The 17,754-nt window shown below is 69.6% G+C and carries 17 protein-coding genes and 2 pseudogenes; 11 read left to right on the top strand and 8 right to left on the bottom strand.

From position 1 onward, the window contains the following. A pseudogene (locus ACWDV4_RS30390) lies at positions 1–94 on the top strand (C39 family peptidase); the annotation flags it as partial. Between the two features lie 130 nt (positions 95–224). On the opposite strand, the gene ACWDV4_RS30385 reads toward ACWDV4_RS30390, so the two are convergent. Continuing rightward, positions 225–806 carry a TetR/AcrR family transcriptional regulator gene (locus tag ACWDV4_RS30385; RefSeq protein ID WP_449985859.1) on the bottom strand — a complete coding sequence of 194 codons (582 nt, stop codon included), beginning with the start codon at positions 804–806 and terminating at the stop codon, positions 225–227. Positions 807–868: 62 nt separating this feature from the next. Between ACWDV4_RS30385 and ACWDV4_RS30380 the strand changes: the two genes are divergently transcribed. Both ACWDV4_RS30380 and ACWDV4_RS30375 read left to right on the top strand, forming a co-directional pair. Then, positions 869–1,741 (top strand): SDR family NAD(P)-dependent oxidoreductase, encoded by an 873-nt coding sequence (locus tag ACWDV4_RS30380; RefSeq protein WP_449985856.1) that lies wholly within the window; start codon positions 869–871, stop codon positions 1,739–1,741. A gap of 199 nt (positions 1,742–1,940) precedes the next feature. Further along, on the top strand, positions 1,941–2,468 hold the full coding sequence (locus tag ACWDV4_RS30375) for an SRPBCC family protein (RefSeq protein WP_449985853.1): 528 nt from the start codon (positions 1,941–1,943) through the stop codon (positions 2,466–2,468). 62 nt (positions 2,469–2,530) lie between these two features. Here ACWDV4_RS30375 and ACWDV4_RS30370 read toward each other — a convergent pair whose 3' ends face one another. The 5 genes from ACWDV4_RS30370 to ACWDV4_RS30350 form a co-directional block, all read right to left on the bottom strand. After that, entirely contained in the window at positions 2,531–2,689 is a 159-nt protein-coding gene (locus ACWDV4_RS30370) for a hypothetical protein (protein ID WP_449985852.1), read from the bottom strand. A 99-nt stretch (positions 2,690–2,788) separates the two neighbouring features. After that, positions 2,789–3,547: a YwiC-like family protein gene (locus ACWDV4_RS30365; RefSeq protein WP_449985849.1), complete on the bottom strand. Its 759-nt coding sequence runs from the start codon at positions 3,545–3,547 to the stop codon at positions 2,789–2,791. 6 nt (positions 3,548–3,553) lie between these two features. Continuing rightward, a complete protein-coding gene (locus ACWDV4_RS30360; protein ID WP_449985846.1) occupies positions 3,554–5,044 on the bottom strand; it encodes a multicopper oxidase domain-containing protein in 1,491 nt (496 codons plus the stop codon). Positions 5,045–5,047: 3 nt separating this feature from the next. Further along, positions 5,048–6,307 carry a hypothetical protein gene (locus ACWDV4_RS30355; protein WP_449985843.1) on the bottom strand — a complete coding sequence of 420 codons (1,260 nt, stop codon included), beginning with the start codon at positions 6,305–6,307 and terminating at the stop codon, positions 5,048–5,050. Then, positions 6,304–7,080, bottom strand: a complete 777-nt coding sequence (locus ACWDV4_RS30350; protein WP_449985840.1) for a helix-turn-helix transcriptional regulator — start codon at positions 7,078–7,080, stop codon at positions 6,304–6,306. The genes ACWDV4_RS30355 and ACWDV4_RS30350 overlap by 4 nt, the downstream gene beginning before the upstream one ends. Positions 7,081–7,267: 187 nt before the next feature. On the opposite strand from ACWDV4_RS30350, the gene ACWDV4_RS30345 reads away from it, so the two are divergent. The 8 genes from ACWDV4_RS30345 to ACWDV4_RS30310 all read left to right on the top strand — a co-directional run bounded on the left by ACWDV4_RS30345 (position 7,268) and on the right by ACWDV4_RS30310 (position 16,673). Beyond that, positions 7,268–7,702 (top strand): hemerythrin domain-containing protein, encoded by a 435-nt coding sequence (locus ACWDV4_RS30345; RefSeq protein ID WP_449985837.1) that lies wholly within the window; start codon positions 7,268–7,270, stop codon positions 7,700–7,702. 153 nt (positions 7,703–7,855) lie between these two features. After that, positions 7,856–11,518, top strand: coding sequence for a nitrate reductase subunit alpha (locus ACWDV4_RS30340; RefSeq protein ID WP_449985835.1), 3,663 nt, complete (start codon positions 7,856–7,858; stop codon positions 11,516–11,518). Further along, positions 11,518–13,215, top strand: a complete 1,698-nt coding sequence (gene narH, locus ACWDV4_RS30335; protein WP_449985832.1) for a nitrate reductase subunit beta — start codon at positions 11,518–11,520, stop codon at positions 13,213–13,215. The genes ACWDV4_RS30340 and narH overlap by 1 nt, the downstream gene beginning before the upstream one ends. Positions 13,216–13,232: 17 nt before the next feature. Then, entirely contained in the window at positions 13,233–13,835 is a 603-nt protein-coding gene (narJ, locus tag ACWDV4_RS30330; RefSeq protein WP_449985861.1) for a nitrate reductase molybdenum cofactor assembly chaperone, read from the top strand. A 123-nt stretch (positions 13,836–13,958) separates the two neighbouring features. Then, the gene (gene narI, locus ACWDV4_RS30325) at positions 13,959–14,720 is read left to right on the top strand and encodes a respiratory nitrate reductase subunit gamma (protein ID WP_449985829.1); all 762 of its coding nucleotides are present in this window, start codon (positions 13,959–13,961) and stop codon (positions 14,718–14,720) included. Beyond that, positions 14,717–14,962 (top strand): MoaD/ThiS family protein, encoded by a 246-nt coding sequence (locus ACWDV4_RS30320; RefSeq protein ID WP_449985827.1) that lies wholly within the window; start codon positions 14,717–14,719, stop codon positions 14,960–14,962. The genes narI and ACWDV4_RS30320 overlap by 4 nt, the downstream gene beginning before the upstream one ends. Before the next feature lie 139 nt (positions 14,963–15,101). Further along, complete coding sequence (locus ACWDV4_RS30315) at positions 15,102–16,340, top strand: MFS transporter (RefSeq protein WP_449985826.1); 1,239 nt, start codon at positions 15,102–15,104, stop codon at positions 16,338–16,340. A gap of 18 nt (positions 16,341–16,358) precedes the next feature. After that, positions 16,359–16,673 carry a DUF6457 domain-containing protein gene (locus ACWDV4_RS30310; protein ID WP_449985822.1) on the top strand — a complete coding sequence of 105 codons (315 nt, stop codon included), beginning with the start codon at positions 16,359–16,361 and terminating at the stop codon, positions 16,671–16,673. A gap of 70 nt (positions 16,674–16,743) precedes the next feature. Here ACWDV4_RS30310 and ACWDV4_RS30305 read toward each other — a convergent pair whose 3' ends face one another. Both ACWDV4_RS30305 and ACWDV4_RS30300 read right to left on the bottom strand, forming a co-directional pair. After that, positions 16,744–17,487 carry an ABC transporter permease subunit gene (locus ACWDV4_RS30305; RefSeq protein WP_449985820.1) on the bottom strand — a complete coding sequence of 248 codons (744 nt, stop codon included), beginning with the start codon at positions 17,485–17,487 and terminating at the stop codon, positions 16,744–16,746. Then, positions 17,484–17,754 (bottom strand): annotated as a pseudogene (locus ACWDV4_RS30300) (hypothetical protein); the annotation flags it as partial. The gene ACWDV4_RS30305 and the pseudogene ACWDV4_RS30300, both read right to left, overlap by 4 nt.

The raw sequence follows: 17,754 nt of genomic DNA, 5'->3' as shown, positions 1-17,754 counted from the left end.
GATCGCAGACTCCGCCAACCCCAACACCGCCACCTACTGGATGGACACCGACAACCTCGCCGACTGGATCGCCACCCGCGGCTACTCCGCCTGAGGCAAGGCAACCCAGTGACGATAGGAAGGGCCCCCTCCTATACAGAAAACGATAGAAAGGGGCCCCTCCAAACAAGCAACCACGAAGGGCCAGCCCACACCGGGGCTGGCCCTTCGTCGTACGCGCTGGGTCAGGCCTTCGAGCCTCGGATGAACTGGTCGACCGCGGTCTCGACGATGCCGTCGAGCAGCGTGGGGACGACCAGCCCGCCGTTGACGAGCGTGGCGATGCCGTGCAGCGTCGCAAGGAGCACGACGCCGACGCGCCCCGGGTCGCCGGGAGCGAGCACTCCCTCGGCCTGGCCCTGCGCGATCACGTCGGACATCAGGCCGAACGGCACGGCGGCGGCTGCGACCAGCCGGTCGGCGCCCTCACGATGCTTGCCGGCGAACATCAGCTCCAGCAGCGCGGCGTCCTCGGTGGCGAAGCGCAGATAGGCCGCCGCCACGGCGTGCAGGCGAGCCCCGAAATCCTCCCCTGCGACGACGATCGCAGCGCGCAGTTCGGTGTCCAACCGGGCGAAGCCGGCCTCGACCAGTGCGTCCAGCAACGCCTGACGGTCCGGAAAGTGGCGGCGGGGCGCGGCGTGGCTGACGCCGGCCTCGCGGGCCAGCTCACGCAGCGAAAGCTGGTCGACCCCGTGCTGGCGCAGGCTGCGCTCGGCGGCGTTGAGCAGTGTCGCGCGGAGGTTTCCGTGGTGGTAGGCGGGCACGGCCTCATCCTAGCCGAAAGTTGCCGTTGACAACATTGTTGTCGACGCATACATTGTTGCTCGTGACAACATCATCGGAAGCCCAGCGGCTGGTCGTCGTAACCGGAGCCTCCACGGGCATGGGCGCGTCAGCCGCCCGCGAACTGGCTCGCCAGGGATTCCACGTCCTGGCCGGCGTGCGACGCGACCGTGACGCCGACACCATCCGATCGACCGGCATTGAGCCGGTCATCCTCGACATCACCAAGTCCGAGCAGGTGGAGGCACTCGCCGCGCGGGTCGCCGGCGACTCGCGCGTGCTGCACGCGCTCGTCAACAACGCCGGCATCCAAGTGAACGCCCCGGTCGAATCCCTGCCGATGGCACAGTGGCGGTGGGTGTTCGAAGTCAACCTGTTCGGCCACATCGCCGTCACTCAGGCGCTCCTGCCCGCACTGCTGCGCAGCAAGGGTCGCGTGATCAACATCAGCTCGGTCGGCGGCAAGATCGCCATGCCCACCTACGGCGCGTACGCCGGCGCGAAGTTCGCCCTGGAGGCGGTCAGCGACTCGCTCCGCCGGGAGGTCGCGCCGCTGGGCGTACAGGTGGTCGTGGTCGAACCCGGCGGCGTCCGCACGGAGATGGCCGCCCGCGGGATCGCGACGGCGAACCAGTTGGCCGCCCAGATGACGCCGGAGCAGGACGAACGCTACGGCAGTCTGGTTCAGGCGATCAACACGCTGATGGCCTCGGGCACTGCGGCGGGCCTGACGGCCGACGCCGCCGCCCGGGTCATCGCGAAGGTCGTGACGACCCGCAGACCGCGCACCCGCTACACCATCGGCCGGGATGCCGCTCTGCTCACCCGCCTGGCCCGGATGCTGTCCGACCGTGCGCTCGACCGCGTCAGCGCCGCCAACCTGCGCCGCCACTACCCGAAGGCAGCCACGGCGTAACCCACCGCGTCCTCCAACTCGCGCCAACGGGTCAAGAAGATGCCGAGGTGCCAGGCACGTCGCGGCGGCACTGCGGCCGTTCGCACTGCCCGGCCTGTGACAGGTGTCGATCCCCACGAACCCCGTCCTCGAAAAAAGCCCACTATGGTCGATCACACCGGGCCGGGCCCTGGGTTGACGAGAGACAGGGAGTAGGCACATGCGGTACGCCGACGGGCCGCACACACAATCCGAGATCCTCATCGCGGCACCGCTGCCCCGAGTCTGGGAGCTGGTGGTCGATATCGAGCTGCCGGCTCGACTGAGCGACGAACTACACCGGGTCGAATGGCTCGACGGGGCAGCCGAGCCGACGCTCGGAGCCCGGTTCCTCGGCTACAACCGAAACCGATGGTTCGGCGAATGGCGGATGCTGTCGCAGGTCGTCGAGCTGGAGCCGTGCCGTGTCTTCGCCTGGGCGGCCATGGACGTCGACGGCCGGTTCGGTCCGGCCACGGACGATCTCGCCAGCGGGTCGGCGACCTGGCGGTTCGACCTGGAGCCGGAGGCGGAAGGCGTCCGACTACGGGAGTCGGTGCGCATCGGCCCGGGGCGCTCCGGCCTCAGCCTCGCCATCGAGCGCTTCGGCGACGAGGAGAAGCAGGTGTCCGGTCGTCTCGACATGCTGCGGGAGAGCATGCAGCGTACGTTGGCGGGCATCAAGGCTCTCGCGGAGGCCGACCGATAGCGACGCAGCGGATGCGGGTCCGGTCCAGCCGGGCCCGCATCCGCGCAGCTCAAACGAGGCTGTCAGTGCCTGGCCTGCTGCTTGGCCATCGCCGGCTCCATCCCCTTGCCGACCTTCTTCAACGCCTCTTTCAGCTGCTGCTCGCTCATCTTCGAGCTGCCCTGGATGCCCGCTTCGTGGGCACGCTGACGCATCTCGTGGAGCTGATCCCGGTTGCCCATGTCGGTCTTCCCTCCTGGCGATGAGGGCGATGTTGTCGCCCGTCCCTCTGCTCGACCGTTGGCTTCCCGGGGTCGTGGGCTCCAAACCGATCGCGCTGTTCAACCAAGGGCGAGTGCGACGACCAGCAACAGGGAGTTGACGATCTCCAGAATGCCCACCTGCTTGGGGGTGGCTCGATGCTGCGGCAGCAGCCAGGACCGCAGCAGCAAAAGCCCGAAGAGTACGGTGAGCGGCCATCCCCACCAGACCGACAGCCCGAGGGCCAGCAGGTGGAAGAGCACCGAAACGACCCGGTACGTCGTACTGCCGCGTTCCCGGATCATCGTCTTGACGTACAGGACGGTGCCGGTGAAGTAGGCCAGTACCGCCAGGAACTCCGTACCGAGTTGGGTCACCGGCACTTCGGCGACGGTCGCCGCGACGAGCACCATGAGGCAACTCTGGAGCACCGAGGCCAGGTCGTTGACAACGGCACGTTCGCGCCGTAGCCCGGCGTAGCCGACGTTGACGGCGAGCAGCGCGGCGTAGCCGGGGGCGTACCAGAGCAGGGCCGGATGCAGGACGAGCACCAGGCCGCCGAGCAGGATCGTCGGCGGGGTGTAGGCGAGCAGTTGGCTGCGGAACCGCCCCGGCCGGCGGGTCTTGACCGCCTGGAGCACGTAGTAGGAGAGCAGATAGCCGGCCAGCCAGGCACCGAGCAGCGGCAGGTGCGTCCAACGGAAGCCGGCGGCGAGCATGCCGACCAGCCAGGGTACGACCAGCATCGCCCACGCCCCGTGCTGCGGCGGGATGAACTGGCGGGCGGTACGACGCCGGGCCGGCCGTCGTACCGCCCTGGTCGCGGAGATGGTGGTCATCGTGGCTCACCTGACCTGGAAGGTGCCTCGGGCACCACGCTCGGCGTCGACCATGATGTGGCTGACGAACGGGTAGTTCCCCGCTTCGGGGAAGACGGTTTCCACGAATCCGCCGCCTGCGGGGCTGACGTCGAGCACCTGGGCGGCGCCCGGGTCGCCGGGGCGGAGCTGCCACTGTCCTTCCCGATAGACGGTGTCGAAGTGGGCGCCGACGATGTGGAAGGCGCTGGCGCGGTTGGGGCCGGCGTTGAGCAGCCAGATCCGTACCCGCTGGCCGGGGCGAGCGGTCAGCGGGCGGTGGGCGTACTGGGAGACGTAGCCGTTGAAGACGACGGCGTCGGGGCGTTCCGCCTGCATCTTGGTCAGGTCGCCGGGTTCACCGTCGGGGCCGAGGTAGAGCTCGGACTGGATGAGGACGTATTCGCGGTCTACTGCGGGCAGATTCGGTGGATCAATGATCACCGCGCCGTACATGCCGTTGCCGATGTGGTGCAGCATCGGCATGGTCGAGCAGTGGTACATCCAGATGCCGGCCTTGGTGGCGGTGAACCGGTAGACCAGTCGCTGCCCCGGGTCGATGGGTCGCATGGGCTGGTCGGGGGCGAGTGCTCCGGCGTGGAAGTCGATTCCGTGGTCGAGGCTGCCGTCGTTGACGAGGGTGATCTCGAAGGTGTCGCCGACCCGGCCGCGCAGGATCGGTCCGGGGGCGGTGCCGTTGAACGTCCACAGTTTCTGTCGTACGCCGGGGGCAACCTCGCGGTCGACCTCCTGGACGCGCAGTTCCAGGCGGTGTAGCCGGCTGCCCGGGGTGGCGGGTGCGGTGGCGTCGCGGGCGGTGAACCCGGCGCCGGGGTCAACCATCGGGTCTATCCGGCCGGCGGAGTGGTCGGTCTGACCGGTGGTGGGGGTGCCGGCGTGCTCGGCGTGGCCAGCACCGGATTGGCTGGCGCTGCTGTCGGCCGACGGGTCGGCACTGGCTGGGCCTCCGGTGGTGACGATGGTGAGGGTCATGCCGGCCTGCCGGTGCCCGGGGAGGGAGCACCAGCCTTCGGTGGTGGCACTGACGACTCCGGCGTCGAGTCGTACCGTGTCGCCGCTGGCGATGGTCGGGGTCTTGGCCCCGGTGGCGAGGACGAGGTCATGGCGACGGCGGTCGCGGTTGGTCAACTCGATGACCAACCGGTCGCCGGCGGGGACGGTGATCTGGTCGGGGTGGAACCGCATCCCGTCGGCAGTCACCGCGATCGTGGTGGTACGACCGGTGGCCGGCACGGTGGCCGAGGTCGGTGTGGATCCGGTGGCGGGGGCGGTGGCCCCTTGGGCTGCCACGCCAACGAGAGTGGCGAGCAGCACGATGACCAGGCCGACGGCGACACCGGTGAGCGGCCGGGTGGTTCCAGGTACCAGGTCGGGGCCGGAAACCGGAGCGGGGGCGGGGGCGGGGGCGGGGGCGGGGGCGGGGGCGGGAAGTGGATCAGGGGCGATGGGCTGGGGCACCGGTTACCTCCGGGCGGTGAACAGGACCCGGGCCGCCGGGGCGAGGAACTGCACCAGGGCGGCCAGGACCAGCAGTGAGGTGGTGATCCGCACGTACGGCGAGACCGGAAGGAGGAAGACGACCAGCGCGGCATTGCCCATGGTGACCCGTTGCGCCCAGTGCCGGTCGATTGCGGCGGTGCGGTGCCGGACCCGGTCGGGCCCGCCGCCGAGCACCACCGGCAGCAGGTAGGCCAGGGATCCGATCAGGACCTGCGCGGCGAAACCGACCAGCAGTGGGATGAGCACGTCACTGAAGACGTCGGCGGCTTCCGCAGGCCCGGCGACGGTCAGTAGCGTGCCGGTCTGGATGGCGAGAGCGACCAGCAGCCAGCCTGCGGCGGCGGCAATCGACCACGCCGCGAAGGAGGCGGGCGGCTTGTTCTGGCCGATGGTGACGGCCGGTCGGAGGGCGATCACCGTACCGGCGGCGAACAGCAGTAGCCCGATGACAGCCACCGGCCGCCACCAGGCGAGCAGCCCGGTGCCGAGCAGCGCGAGGCCGGCCAGGACCAGGGGTAGGGCCCGGCTGGCGGCCCGGCTGGCGTCCTCGGCCATCCGGGTACGCAGTACGGTCGGCCAGAGGCTGAGCAGGGTGCCGAGCACGGTCAGGGTGACCCAGCCGAGCAGGTTGACGTGGGCGTGGAACAGCAGCAGCCGTGGCCGGTTGTCGTCGTCGACGACCAGCATCCACGCCCCGATCGGGATGCCGACCAGCAGCGCCGCCGCAGCGGCCAGGTAGTAGCGGACGGTGACCGAGAAGCGGGCCGGCAGCGCCGCCCGGAGCCGGCCGGTCAGCCAGCCCAGGTGGGCGACGATGGCGATAAAAACGACGGCCGCGCCGGCCACGCCCGGCCAGGGCTGGTCGGTGCCGCCGCTGATCAGTACGCCGACGATGCCGAGGTTGAGCAGGATCAGCCGGATGGTTTCGGCGCGGCGGCGGGCCGGGGCGGGCACTCGGAGCAGGGCGGCGGTGAAGTGGGCGCTCCAGACGATGATGGCGTTGGTGACCGCGCCGAGCAGCAGCAGGTGGATGGCGAGCCAGCGCCACGAGGGCAGGAACGGGTGGACGAGTCCGATGACGACGATGCCAGCGAGGTACGCCAGGGGCAGGGCGGAGGCGCGACGGTGCCACCGCGCCCGGCCGGTGGCGGCGGTGCTGCCGGTCTCCAGGACGGGTAGTTGCCTACGGACCAGGGGCGGGACCGGTGCAGGGGCGGTCATGCCGGGCCTTGTGTAGATTCCGGTGCCCCGAGGGAGAGCCGGACCACACAGGCGGTGGGTGCGCCGAACGGTTCCAGCACGGCGGTGCCGTTGGGTGCCCCCGCCTGTTCCATCGCGCCCCGGATGACACCGACGTGCAGTCCGCACATCGCGTCGGGGTTGCGGCCCACCAGTTCGAGGAAGGGGCAGCTGTGCAGGTGGACTGCGACACTGTCGGCGGCCACCGTCGGCCCGGTGGATTCAGCTGCGACCGCTGGCCCGGTCGAGTCGGTGGCCTCCGGCTCGTCCCCGGCGAGGCTGGGGTTGAAGCCCAGCCCACGCAGGACGCCCAGGGCGGTGGCGATCGGGCCACCGGTCTGGGCGGTGGCGGCGGCCAGGTGCCTCCCCCAGTTCTGGCCGATCCGACCGGCCAGGGCCCGTACGTCGCCATCGGCGGAGCCGAGGTGCTCCAGCAGCGCGGCGGCCAGAGCGCGGTAGGGTGCCGGGGCCGGTACGTCGTCGTTGGCTGTCGCCCGGTAGCGCCATGCGGGGCGGCCGGGCTGCCCGCCACTGGCCCGCGCCTTGACCAGCAGCCCCGCCTCGACGAGACGGTCGAGGTGGGCGCGGGCGGTCGACAGGTGCAGGCCGGTCTGTTCGGCGACCTGGGTGGTGTTCATTCCGCCGTCGGCACCACGGACGAGTTTCAGGATCGTCACCCGGCTGGCGGCACCAAGCGCGCGGTGTCGGGACGGGTCGATCGTCTCGCCGGCCGGACCTGTGCTGAAGGTTTCCACGTCACTTGACGTTACAACGGTAAACGCCAGCAAAACTCCTGTCTTGTCGGGTCTTTCGGCCCTACTTGGGCGGGATCTCCGGGGTGAGGATGGGATCGCTCACCCATGCCGGCGGTCGGCCGGTCACCGGTAGCCACGGCCGGTGGCGTAATGCCGACCGCCGGCCAGGCGGCAAGGAGATGGACCAGTGTGCAACTACTGCGGCTGTCGGGATTTTCCGTTGATCGCCCAATTCAGCGCGGAGCATGAGGAGATCACCAACGCCGCCGGCCGGCTGCGGACCGCCATCACGCACGGTAACGGTGATCGTCTCACCCGGCTGGACGATCTCGTCCGTCTGCTGCTGCCGCACACCAGCGCTGAGGAGGACGGCCTCTTCGCCGAGTTGCGGGCCGAGGGCAGCCTCACCGAGGGGGTGGACGCGCTCTGCGCTGAGCATGACGACATCCACGGCGTACTCGGGTCGGTGGACCGTGCGGATCCGGACTGGTCCGTGGTGCTCGCCGCGCTCGACCGGCTCGTCCGGCACATCGACAACGAGGAGCACGGGCTGTTCCCAGCCGCTGTGATCACTCTGCCGATCGACGCCTGGGACCGGATCACGCCGGCGCCGGCCCGGTAGCGGTATTCGGCTGTCGATCGACTCGGGACCTTCGACCCGGGTGTACCACCCTCGATCGACCCACGATTGCGCTGGTTTCCACTCACGAGTTGCGAGCCGGGATGACCGGTACGAACGTGGTAACCACAGTGATCGATCGAGGGAATGAGGCATATGTCGCGAGCGACCGAGAACGCGGGGAGGGCACTGCTGGCGGTAGGTGGTCTGGTCCGCCGAGCGGACGTCTCGCCGGACGGGCGGGCGCTCTACCAGATCGGCGGACGCGAAGCGGACGCGTTCTACCGGGACCGCTCCTCCTACGACAAGGTGGTGCGCTCGACCCACGGGGTGAACTGCACCGGCTCCTGCTCCTGGAAGGTGTACGTCAAGGACGGCATCATCACCTGGGAACAGCAGCAGACCGACTATCCGAGCGTCGGGCCGGACCGACCGGAGTACGAGCCACGCGGATGTCCACGGGGTGCCGCCTTCTCCTGGTACACCTACTCCCCCACCCGGGTGCGATACCCGTACGCCCGAGGGGTCCTGGTGGAAATGTACCGGGAGGCCAAGCGCCGGCTCGGCGACCCGGTGGCCGCCTGGGCCGACATCCAGAACGACCCGCAGCGCCGTCGGCGCTACCAGAAGGCCCGGGGCAAGGGCGGGCTGGTGCGGATCTCCTGGGACGAGGCCCAGGAGATGATCGCCGCCGCGCACGTGCACACCATCAAGGCGTACGGGCCGGACCGGGTCGCCGGCTTCTCGCCGATCCCGGCGATGTCGATGGTGTCGCACGCCGTCGGCGCCCGGTTCGTGTCCCTGATCGGCGGCTCGATGCTGTCGTTCTACGACTGGTACGCCGACCTGCCGGTGGCCTCACCGCAGGTGTTCGGCGACCAGACCGACGTGCCGGAGTCCGGGGACTGGTGGGACGCCTCCTACTTCGTGATGTGGGGCTCGAACGTCCCGGTCACCCGTACGCCCGACGCGCACTGGATGGCCGAGGCCCGCTACCGGGGCCAGAAGGTGGTGGTGGTCAGCCCCGACTTCGCCGACAACGTCAAGTTCGCCGACGAGTGGCTGCCCGCCCAGCCGGGCACCGATGGGGCACTGGCGATGGCGATGGGCCACGTCATCCTCAAGGAGTTCTTCGTCGAGCGGCGCACCGCACGCTTCGAGGAGTACATCCGCCGCTTCACCGACCTGCCGTTCCTGATCACCCTCGAGCCCACCGACGACGGCAGCTACCGGCCTGGCAAGTTCCTCACCGCTGCGGACCTGGGCGAGACGGACAAGGAGGCGGCGTTCAAGACGGTGCTGTGGGACACCGCGACCGACGCGCCGGCCATACCGCGCGGCAGCCTCGGGCACCGCTGGGGCGAGGAGCCAGGACAGTGGAACCTCGACCTCGGTGACCTGGATCCGGCGTTGACCTGCCTCGGTGGCGAGGCGGTGGAGGTGTCGCTGCCCAGGTTCGACACCGACCCGCCGCAGGTGCTGCGTCGGGGCGTACCGACCCGTCGGGTCGGGACCCACCTGGTCACCAACGTCTTCGACCTGCTGCTGGCCCAGTACGGGGTGGCCCGCCCCGGGCTGCCCGGTCAGTGGCCCGCCGACTACGACGACGGGGACGTGCCGTACACCCCGGCGTGGCAGGAGCCGATCACCGGCGTACCGGCGGTGCAGGTGACCCGGATCGCGCGCGAGTTCGCTGACAACGCGGAACGCTCCGGTGGCCGGTCGATGATCCTGCTCGGGGCGGGTACGAACCACTGGTTCCACTCCGACGCCACCTACCGGGCCATCCTGGCCCTGGTCACGTTGACCGGCTGCCAGGGGGTCAACGGTGGGGGCTGGGCGCACTACGTCGGGCAGGAGAAGTGTCGGCCGTCGACCGGCTGGGCGCAGTTGGCGTTCGGGCTGGACTGGGTACGGCCGCCCCGGCAGATGATCGGCACGGCGTTCTGGTACGTCCACACCGACCAGTGGCGCTACGACACGTACTCGGCCGACGTGGTCTCCTCCCCCACCGGCAAGGGCACCTTCGCCGGCCGGCACACTGCCGACCTGCTGGCCCAGTCGGCCCGGCTGGGCTGGATGCCGAGCATGCCGACGTTCGACCGGAGTCCGCTGGACCTCGCCGATGAGGCGGTCGCCGCCGCACCGGACAACCCGGCCGGTTGGGTGGCTGAGCAGCTCGGGGCGGGTCAGGTGGGTTTCGCCTGCACCGACCCGGACGCGCCGCAGAACTGGCCCCGGGTGCTGACGGTGTGGCGGGCCAACCTGCTCGGCTCGTCGGCCAAGGGCAACGAGTACTTCCTGCGGCATCTGCTCGGCACCGACGCGTCGCTGCGGGCCGACGAGGCCCCGCCGGAGCTGCGCCCGAAGGACGTGACCTGGCGGGACGAGGCCCCGGAGGGCAAGCTCGACCTGCTGCTGTCGCTGGACTTCCGGATGACCTCCACGACGCTCTTCTCCGACATCGTGCTGCCGGCCGCCACCTGGTACGAGAAGCACGACCTGAGCAGCACGGACATGCACCCGTTCGTGCACGCGTTCACCCCGGCGATCAACCCGCCGTGGCAGACCCGGACCGACTTCGACGCGTTCCACGGCATCGCCCGGGCGTTCTCCACCCTGGCCGCCGACCATCTGGGCGTACGCAAGGATCTGGTCGCGGCACCGCTGCTGCACGACACCCCCGATGCGATGGCGACCCCGCACGGGGTGGTCCGCGACTGGGCGGTCACCGGCGAGACACCGGTGCCGGGGAAGACCATGCCAAAACTGGTCGTCGTCGAGCGTGACTACGGCGCGATCGCCGACAAGATGGCCGCGCTCGGGCCGCTGATGGACTCCCTCGGCACCACCGGCAAGGGCGTGTCGGTCGACGTCAGTCCGGAGGTGGAATACCTGCGTCGCAAGAACGGCGCGGTACGCGGCGGGGCCGCCGACGGGCAACCGTCGCTGGCGAAGGACATCCACGCCTGCGAGGCGATCCTGGCGCTGTCCGGCACCACGAACGGTCGGGTGGCCACCGTCGGGTTCAAGGACGTGGAGCGGCGTACCGGCGTGAAGCTGGCTGACCTGTCCGCCGAGCACGAGGGCAAGCAGATCACCTTCGCCGACACCCAGTCCCGTCCGGTGCCGGTGATCACCAGTCCGGAGTGGTCCGGCAGCGAGCACGGCGGGCGGCGGTACTCGCCGTTCACCATCAACGTCGAGCGGCTCAAGCCGTGGCACACGCTGACCGGGCGGCAGCATTTCTTCCTGGACCACGACTGGATGCAGGAGGTCGGCGAGGAGCTGCCGGTGTTCCGGCCGCCACTGGACATGCACAAGCTCTTCGGCGAGCCGAGGTTGGGCCGCAACGGCGAACTGGAGATCACGGTCCGCTATCTCACCCCGCACTCGAAGTGGTCCATCCACTCCGAATACCAGGACAACCTGCTGATGCTGACGTTGTCCCGGGGCGGTCCGACGATGTGGATGAGCGAGGCCGACGCAATCAAGATCGGCGTACGGGACAACGACTGGATCGAGGCGGTCAACCGTAACGGCGTGGTGGTCTGTCGGGCCGTGGTCTCGCACAAGATGCCCGAGGGCACGGTGTACATGTACCACGCCCAGGAGCGGGTCATCGACGTGCCGAAGGCGGAGATCAACGGACGGCGCGGCGGTATCCACAACTCGCTGACCCGGCTGCTGGTCAAGCCCACCCATCTCATCGGCGGGTATGCGCAGCTCTCCTTCGCCTTCAACTATCTCGGGCCGACCGGTAACCAGCGCGACGAGGTCACGGTGATTCGCCGCCGCTCCCAGGAGGTGCAGTACTGATGCGGGTCATGGCACAGATGTCGATGGTGATGAACCTCGACAAGTGCATCGGCTGCCACACCTGCTCGGTCACCTGTAAGCAGGCGTGGACCAACCGGTCCGGGGTGGAGTACGTCTGGTTCAACAACGTGGAGACCCGGCCCGGGCAGGGGTATCCGCGTACGTACCAGGACCAGGAGCGGTGGCAGGGCGGCTGGGTGCGTACCCGGTCGGGGCGGCTCAAGCCGAAGGCCGGCGGTCGGGTGAAGAAGCTGTTCAGCATCTTCGCCAACCCGAAGCTGCCGTCCATGCAGGACTACTACGAGCCGTGGACGTACGACTACGAGCATCTGCTCACCGCACCGGCCGGGGAGGACACCCCGGTGGCCCGGCCCAAGTCGCTGCTCACCGGCCAGGACACGAAGATCACCTGGAGTGCCAACTGGGACGACTCGCTGGCCGGTGGTAACGAGATCGCGGCGGGTGACCCGATCCTGGCGAAGGTCTCCGACCAGGTACGCCAGGAGTACGAAAAAGCCTTCATGTTCTTCCTGCCGCGCATCTGCGAGCACTGCCTGAACCCGGCCTGCGCCGCGTCCTGCCCCTCCGGGGCGATCTACAAGCGGGCCGAGGACGGAATCGTCCTGGTCGACCAGGACCGGTGCCGGGGCTGGCGGATGTGTGTCACCGGCTGCCCGTACAAGAAGGTGTACTTCAACCACCGCACCGGTAAGGCCGAGAAGTGCACGTTCTGCTTCCCGCGCATCGAGATCGGCCAGCCCACCATCTGCTCGGAGACCTGCGTCGGGCGGCTGCGCTACCTCGGGCTGATGCTCTACGACGCTGACGCGGTCACCGCGGCCGCCGCGGTGCAGAACGAGCACGACCTGTACGCGGCGCAGCGTTCGGTCTTCCTCGACCCGAACGATCCGGAGGTGATCGCTGCCGCCCGCGCGGCCGGGATCCCGGAGGACTGGATCGAGGCGGCGCAGCGCTCCCCCATCTGGGATCTGGTCATGAAGTACCAGGTGGCCCTGCCGCTGCACCCGGAGTACCGGACCATGCCGATGGTCTGGTACATCCCGCCGTTGTCGCCGGTGGTGGACGTGCTGCGCGACACCGGCCACGACGGTGAGGACGCCGGCAACCTGTTCGGTGCGGTGGACGCGTTGCGCATCCCGGTGGACTATCTTGCCGGCCTGTTCACCGCCGGGGACCCGACCCCGGTACGGGCGGTGCTCAATCGGCTCGCCGCGATGCGCGCCTACCAGCGGCGGATCAACCTGGGCGAGCCGGCCGACGAGTCGATCGCCGAGATGGTCGGCATGACCGGCCGGCAGATGGACGACATGTACCGGCTGCTGGCCATCGCCAAGTACGAGCAGCGCTACGTCATCCCGGCCGCGCACGCCGAGAACGCGCACCGGCTCGAACAGATCGCCACCGAGTGCAGCCTGGAGTACGACGGCGGGCCGGGCATGGGCGGCGGTGGTCCGTACGGGCAGGGGCCGTTCGGTGAGTCCTCCGGCCAGCCCGCACCGATCCAGGTGGAGACCTTCCACATGCTGATCAACCGACAGACCTCGGACACGGTCGCCGCGCCGCAGGACAAGTCGAGTCGGGTCAACCTGCTCAACTGGGACGGCAGGGGTCGTCCCGACGGGCTCTTCCCACCCCAGACAAGAAAGCCGGAGTCCCCGGACGGAGGCGACCAGTGAACCAGGTGATCTGGCGGATGGTGGCGGCCCGAGCGGCCTCACTGCTGCTGCGTTACCCCGACGAGCAGGTGCTGGCCGCCATACCGGTGCTCCGGGACGCGCTCGACGAACTGCCCGAGGCGGTCGCCGCGCCACTGCGCGCGGTGACGGCGTACCGGGCCGACGCCGACCCGACCCTGTTGCGGGCCGAGTACGTGCAATTGTTCGACTTCCGCCGCCGCTGCTGCCTGCACCTGACCTACTACACCGCCGGGGACACCCGCAAACGCGGTGAGGCGTTGGTCGGCTTCACCGGGGCGTACAAGCAGGCGGGCCTGGCCGTGATCGACGGCGAGCTGCCCGACTACCTGCCAGCGGTGCTCGACCTGGCGGCGGCCGACGACGGCGGGTGGCGGCTGCTGCGGGAGAACCGGGTCGGGCTGGACCTGCTCACCGAGTCCCTGGCGGCGGAGAGGTCCGTCTACCAGTACTGCCTGGTGGCGATACGCGAGATGCTGCCGCCGCCGCAGCCTGTGGACCTGGCCGCCGCCGCGCAGTTGGCCCGTACCGGTCCGCCGGTCGAGCAGGTGGGCTTGGAACCGTTCGGACTCGTCGACACCACATCCGGAGGGCGTCGGTGAGCGCGAGGAGTGAACGAGCGAAGCGGAGTACCGCAGCCGCGAACGAAAGGCCGGATCGGTGAGCGCGAGGAGTGAACGAGCGAAGCGAGAGAGCCCCGCAGCCTCGAACGAAAGGCCGGCACCATGAAGGTGTTGCTTTGGGTGGTCTTTCCCTATCTGTCCATGGCCATCTTGTTCGGCGGCCTGATCTGGCGGTACCGCTACGACAAGTTTGGCTGGACCACCCGCTCGTCGCAGCTCTACGAGACGACGATCCTGCGTTGGGGCAGCCCACTGTTCCACTTCGGCGTGCTGATGGTCCTCGTCGGGCACATCGGTGGACTGTTGGTCCCGAAGGCGTGGACCGAGGCGGTCGGCATCACCGAACACGCATATCACCTGATGGCCGTCTTCATCGGCACCGTGGCGGGGTTCTGCACCCTGATCGGGCTCGCGATCCTGGTCGCCCGGCGACGACTCACCGGTCCGGTCTTCGCCGCCACCACCCGCAACGACAAGGCCATGTACGTCGTACTGGCCACCGTCATCGTGCTCGGCCTGTTCAGCACGGTACGGGCCAACGTGGGCGGCGACGGCTACGACTACCGGGAGACGATCTCCCCGTGGTTCCGGTCGCTGTTCTACCTCAGCCCGGACCCCGAGATAGTGGCGGGCGTACCGGTCGGCTTCCAGATCCACATCCTGACCGCGTTCGCGCTCTTCGCGTTCTGGCCGTTCACCCGACTGGTGCACGCGTTCAGCGCCCCGATCGGCTACGCCACCCGCCCGTACGTGGTCTACCGCAGCCGCGACGCCCGGGCCGGTCTGCGTCCCACCCGCCCCGGGTGGGATGGCCCACCGCGCCTGCCGACGCCGACCAACGACCGCCGCAGGGCCCGCCGATGAGCACGGTACGGGTGCGCTACTTCGCCGGAGCCCGGGCCGCCGCCGGGGTGGCGGTGGAGGACACCTCCGCCGCCACCCTGGGCGACCTGCTGGCCGGCCTCGCTCACCGGCATGGCCCCGCGCTGGCGACGGCCCTGGTCGCGTGCAGCTACCTGGTGGACGGTGTCCAGTGGCGGGACCGTTCGGCTCCCCTGCCGGCCGCCGCCACGGTCGACGTACTGCCGCCGTTCGCCGGTGGCTGACGCCACCCGAGGCCCGGGACTTACGGCCCTCAACTACCACCGCTACCCCGTCGAGGCTAATCGCTGAAGCAACGGCACCTGGGCTCCGGGCCACCGGCAATCCCCGTTGCCACGGACGACACTTCCCATGAGGTGATCCATGAGCACCACCAAGAGTCAACAGACAGCGGACCCCTCGGGTGGCACGACCAGCCCCGCCACTGCCCGTGGCGGCAGCGCAGGGCTGAACCTCACCATCGCCACCATCGGTTTCCTGGTCAACTTCTGGGCCTGGGCGCTGCTGGGTCCGCTCGGCCCCGGCATCAAGGACCGCCTCGACCTCAGCTTCGCCGCCCAGTCGCTGCTCGTCGCCGTACCGGTGGTCGTCGGCTCGCTGGGCCGCATCCCGGTCGGCGCGTTGACCGACCGGTACGGCGCCCGCGTGATGTTTCCCCTGGTCAGCCTCGCCACCATCATCCCGGTGCTGACCTTGTCGTACGTCTCCTCGTATTCGGCCCTGATCATCGCCGGGTTCTTCCTCGGCATCGGCGGCACCGCCTTCGCCGTCGGCGTACCCGTCGTCTCCGGCTGGTATCCGCCGGCCCGCCGCGGCTTCGCCCTCGGTGTCTTCGGCATCGGCATGGGCGGCACCGCCATCGCCAACTTCACCACCGTGAAGCTCGCCGACACCTACGGCGCGAAGACCCCGTTCCTGCTGGTCGCCGCAGTGCTGGCCGGTTACGCGGTGCTGGCGTTCCTGCTGCTACGTGACGCACCCGGCCGACAGCGTCCGCAGGGCTCCGCGTTTGCCCGGCTGGCCGACGTGTCCCGGCTGACCGCGACCTGGCAGCTGTGTTTCCTCTACGCGGTCGGCTTCGGCGGCTTCGTCGCGTTCAGCGTGTACCTGCCGGCCTACCTGCGTACCGCGTACGGGCTGGAGACCGGGGACGCGGCGATGCGTACCGCCGGGTTCGTGGTGCTGGCGGTGATCGCCCGGCCGGTGGGTGGCTGGCTCTCCGACCGGCTGCACCCGGTGCCGGTGCTGGTCTGGTGCTTCGCCGGGACGGCGGCGTTCGCTGTCCTCCAGGCGTTCCAGCCGGCGCTGATGCCGCTCGGCACGATCGCGTTCCTCGGCATGGCGGTGTTGCTCGGCGCGGCCAGCGGCGGGGTCTTCGCGCTGGTCGGCAAGGTGGCCCCCGCCGACAAGGTGGGCACCGTCACCGGCCTGGTCGGTGCGGCAGGTGGCCTCGGCGGCTTCGTCCCGCCACTGATCATGGGCTGGGTCTATGGCGGGCAGGGCTCGTACGCCATCGGGCTGATGCTCCTCTCCGACGTGGCGCTGGCGGCCGCCGTCTACACCGCAGTCAAGATGAGCAGCCTCGCCCGACGAGCTGCCTGACCGGACAGGAGTTCGACCATGGACACCCAGGCCCCGTTGTGGGAGTGGCTCGTGGGCGCAGCCGCAGCCCTGGACACCCCGGAGCTGTCCGAGCAGGACATCGCCGCGCTCCTCGACGTGGTACGCGAGGTGGCACACGGGGTGTGCCGGCCGGCGGGCCCGCTGGCGGCCTACCTCATCGGTACGGCGGTGGGCCGGGGTGCAGACCCACGAGTAGCGGCGGCCATCATCGGCGGCCTGGTCACCGAAGGGCCGACGGAGGCGGCGGAGACGGCAGCAGCACCGACGGCCGCAGTCCGCGCCGGAGGCGACTTCCCGGGCCAGGGTGGATGACCCCCTGGCCCGGGCGCGCCGCACTGACACCAGCCGGTGTCCGGATACCTCGTGCCGCCGTAACCGCGGCCTAGCTCCGGCGGCGGATCCGCCAGAGCCCGAAGGCCACCAGTAGCCCGGTCGACACCAGGTACAACACCGACTCCAGCCACTGGAAACTCCAGTAGCGGCTGCGGGGTTGATAGGCGATGTCGACGTGCAGGTCGAGGTTGGCCAGGCACACCGCAGCGTCCCCGAAGGGTCCCTCGGTGGCGCCGACCTTCGGCGGGTTCGAAAGGCAGTCGTCGAACGTCCGTTCGTCGAGGGGCTGACCGTGCGCGGTGAGCAGGTCGCTCACGTCGGTGATCTCGGCGTTAGGCACGGTCAGCCCTTTCACGACGGGGGCGCCGGAGATGCTCCCCAAGCCACGTGCCTGGTTGATGGCAGGAGCGGTCATCGGCAGGGAGAGGTGCTGTGGTGGCAGCAGGATCGGCCGCACCACGTTGGGTACGAAGAACTGGAGGACGACGAAGGTCAGGATGGTCAGCGCCATCGCTGGCACAGTGCGGCGCAGCAGTAGCCCGATGAGCATGCCGAGCAGTCCCGGGATGAGGCCGACAAGCGCAGCCAGGTAGAGCAGCGTGTTGTAGTAGTCAGTGGTGAACTGGCTCAGTTGTGTACCACAGTCGGTCGGGCTCGGGCACTGCGCACGGTAGTAGTCGTACGCGTCCCGGATGTCCAGGCCGAGGTGGACGAGGTAGGCGGCAAGCAGGGCCAGGGCAACGACACCGACCAGTGCCTCGGTGCGGAACTGCCGCCAGGTCAGCCAGATCATCGCAGCACCTGCCCTGCTGTGGATGCCAACCGGTCACCGGGCGCTGTGCTGGCGCGGGTCAGATAGCTGAGGACCAGTTCCTCCAGCTGGATCGGCTCGATAGTCCAGCGGGTGCGGGGCAGATTGCCGTCGACCCGTACCACCGCCCGGCTGTACCGCTCGGTGTGCTCCACCTGGTTGACATCTCCCTGCCCTAAAGGGCGGGGATTCCGGCGGTCGCCCGCCGGGTTTCCTGCTTCACGGCCTGCTGCCCCGAACGGAGGTTCC

The organism is Micromonospora sp. NPDC003197 (genome assembly GCF_053590565.1).
Note: the sequence above shows the minus strand (reverse complement) of the source record. Positions and strands in the feature narration are given on the sequence as shown.

What these genes read in the sequence shown, in the direction of transcription:
- ACWDV4_RS30375 (WP_449985853.1), top strand. Translation starts at nt 1,941, where the DNA reads ATGCGGTACGCCGACGGGCCGCACACACAATCCGAGATCCTCATCGCG.
- ACWDV4_RS30370 (WP_449985852.1), bottom strand. Translation starts at nt 2,689, where the DNA reads ATGGGCAACCGGGATCAGCTCCACGAGATGCGTCAGCGTGCCCACGAA.
- ACWDV4_RS30365 (WP_449985849.1), bottom strand. Translation starts at nt 3,547, where the DNA reads ATGACCACCATCTCCGCGACCAGGGCGGTACGACGGCCGGCCCGGCGT.
- ACWDV4_RS30355 (WP_449985843.1), bottom strand. Translation starts at nt 6,307, where the DNA reads ATGACCGCCCCTGCACCGGTCCCGCCCCTGGTCCGTAGGCAACTACCC.
- ACWDV4_RS30340 (WP_449985835.1), top strand. Translation starts at nt 7,856, where the DNA reads ATGTCGCGAGCGACCGAGAACGCGGGGAGGGCACTGCTGGCGGTAGGT.
- narH (WP_449985832.1), top strand. Translation starts at nt 11,518, where the DNA reads ATGCGGGTCATGGCACAGATGTCGATGGTGATGAACCTCGACAAGTGC.
- narJ (WP_449985861.1), top strand. Translation starts at nt 13,233, where the DNA reads ATGGTGGCGGCCCGAGCGGCCTCACTGCTGCTGCGTTACCCCGACGAG.
- narI (WP_449985829.1), top strand. Translation starts at nt 13,959, where the DNA reads ATGAAGGTGTTGCTTTGGGTGGTCTTTCCCTATCTGTCCATGGCCATC.
- ACWDV4_RS30320 (WP_449985827.1), top strand. Translation starts at nt 14,717, where the DNA reads ATGAGCACGGTACGGGTGCGCTACTTCGCCGGAGCCCGGGCCGCCGCC.
- ACWDV4_RS30315 (WP_449985826.1), top strand. Translation starts at nt 15,102, where the DNA reads ATGAGCACCACCAAGAGTCAACAGACAGCGGACCCCTCGGGTGGCACG.
- ACWDV4_RS30310 (WP_449985822.1), top strand. Translation starts at nt 16,359, where the DNA reads ATGGACACCCAGGCCCCGTTGTGGGAGTGGCTCGTGGGCGCAGCCGCA.
- ACWDV4_RS30305 (WP_449985820.1), bottom strand. Translation starts at nt 17,487, where the DNA reads ATGATCTGGCTGACCTGGCGGCAGTTCCGCACCGAGGCACTGGTCGGT.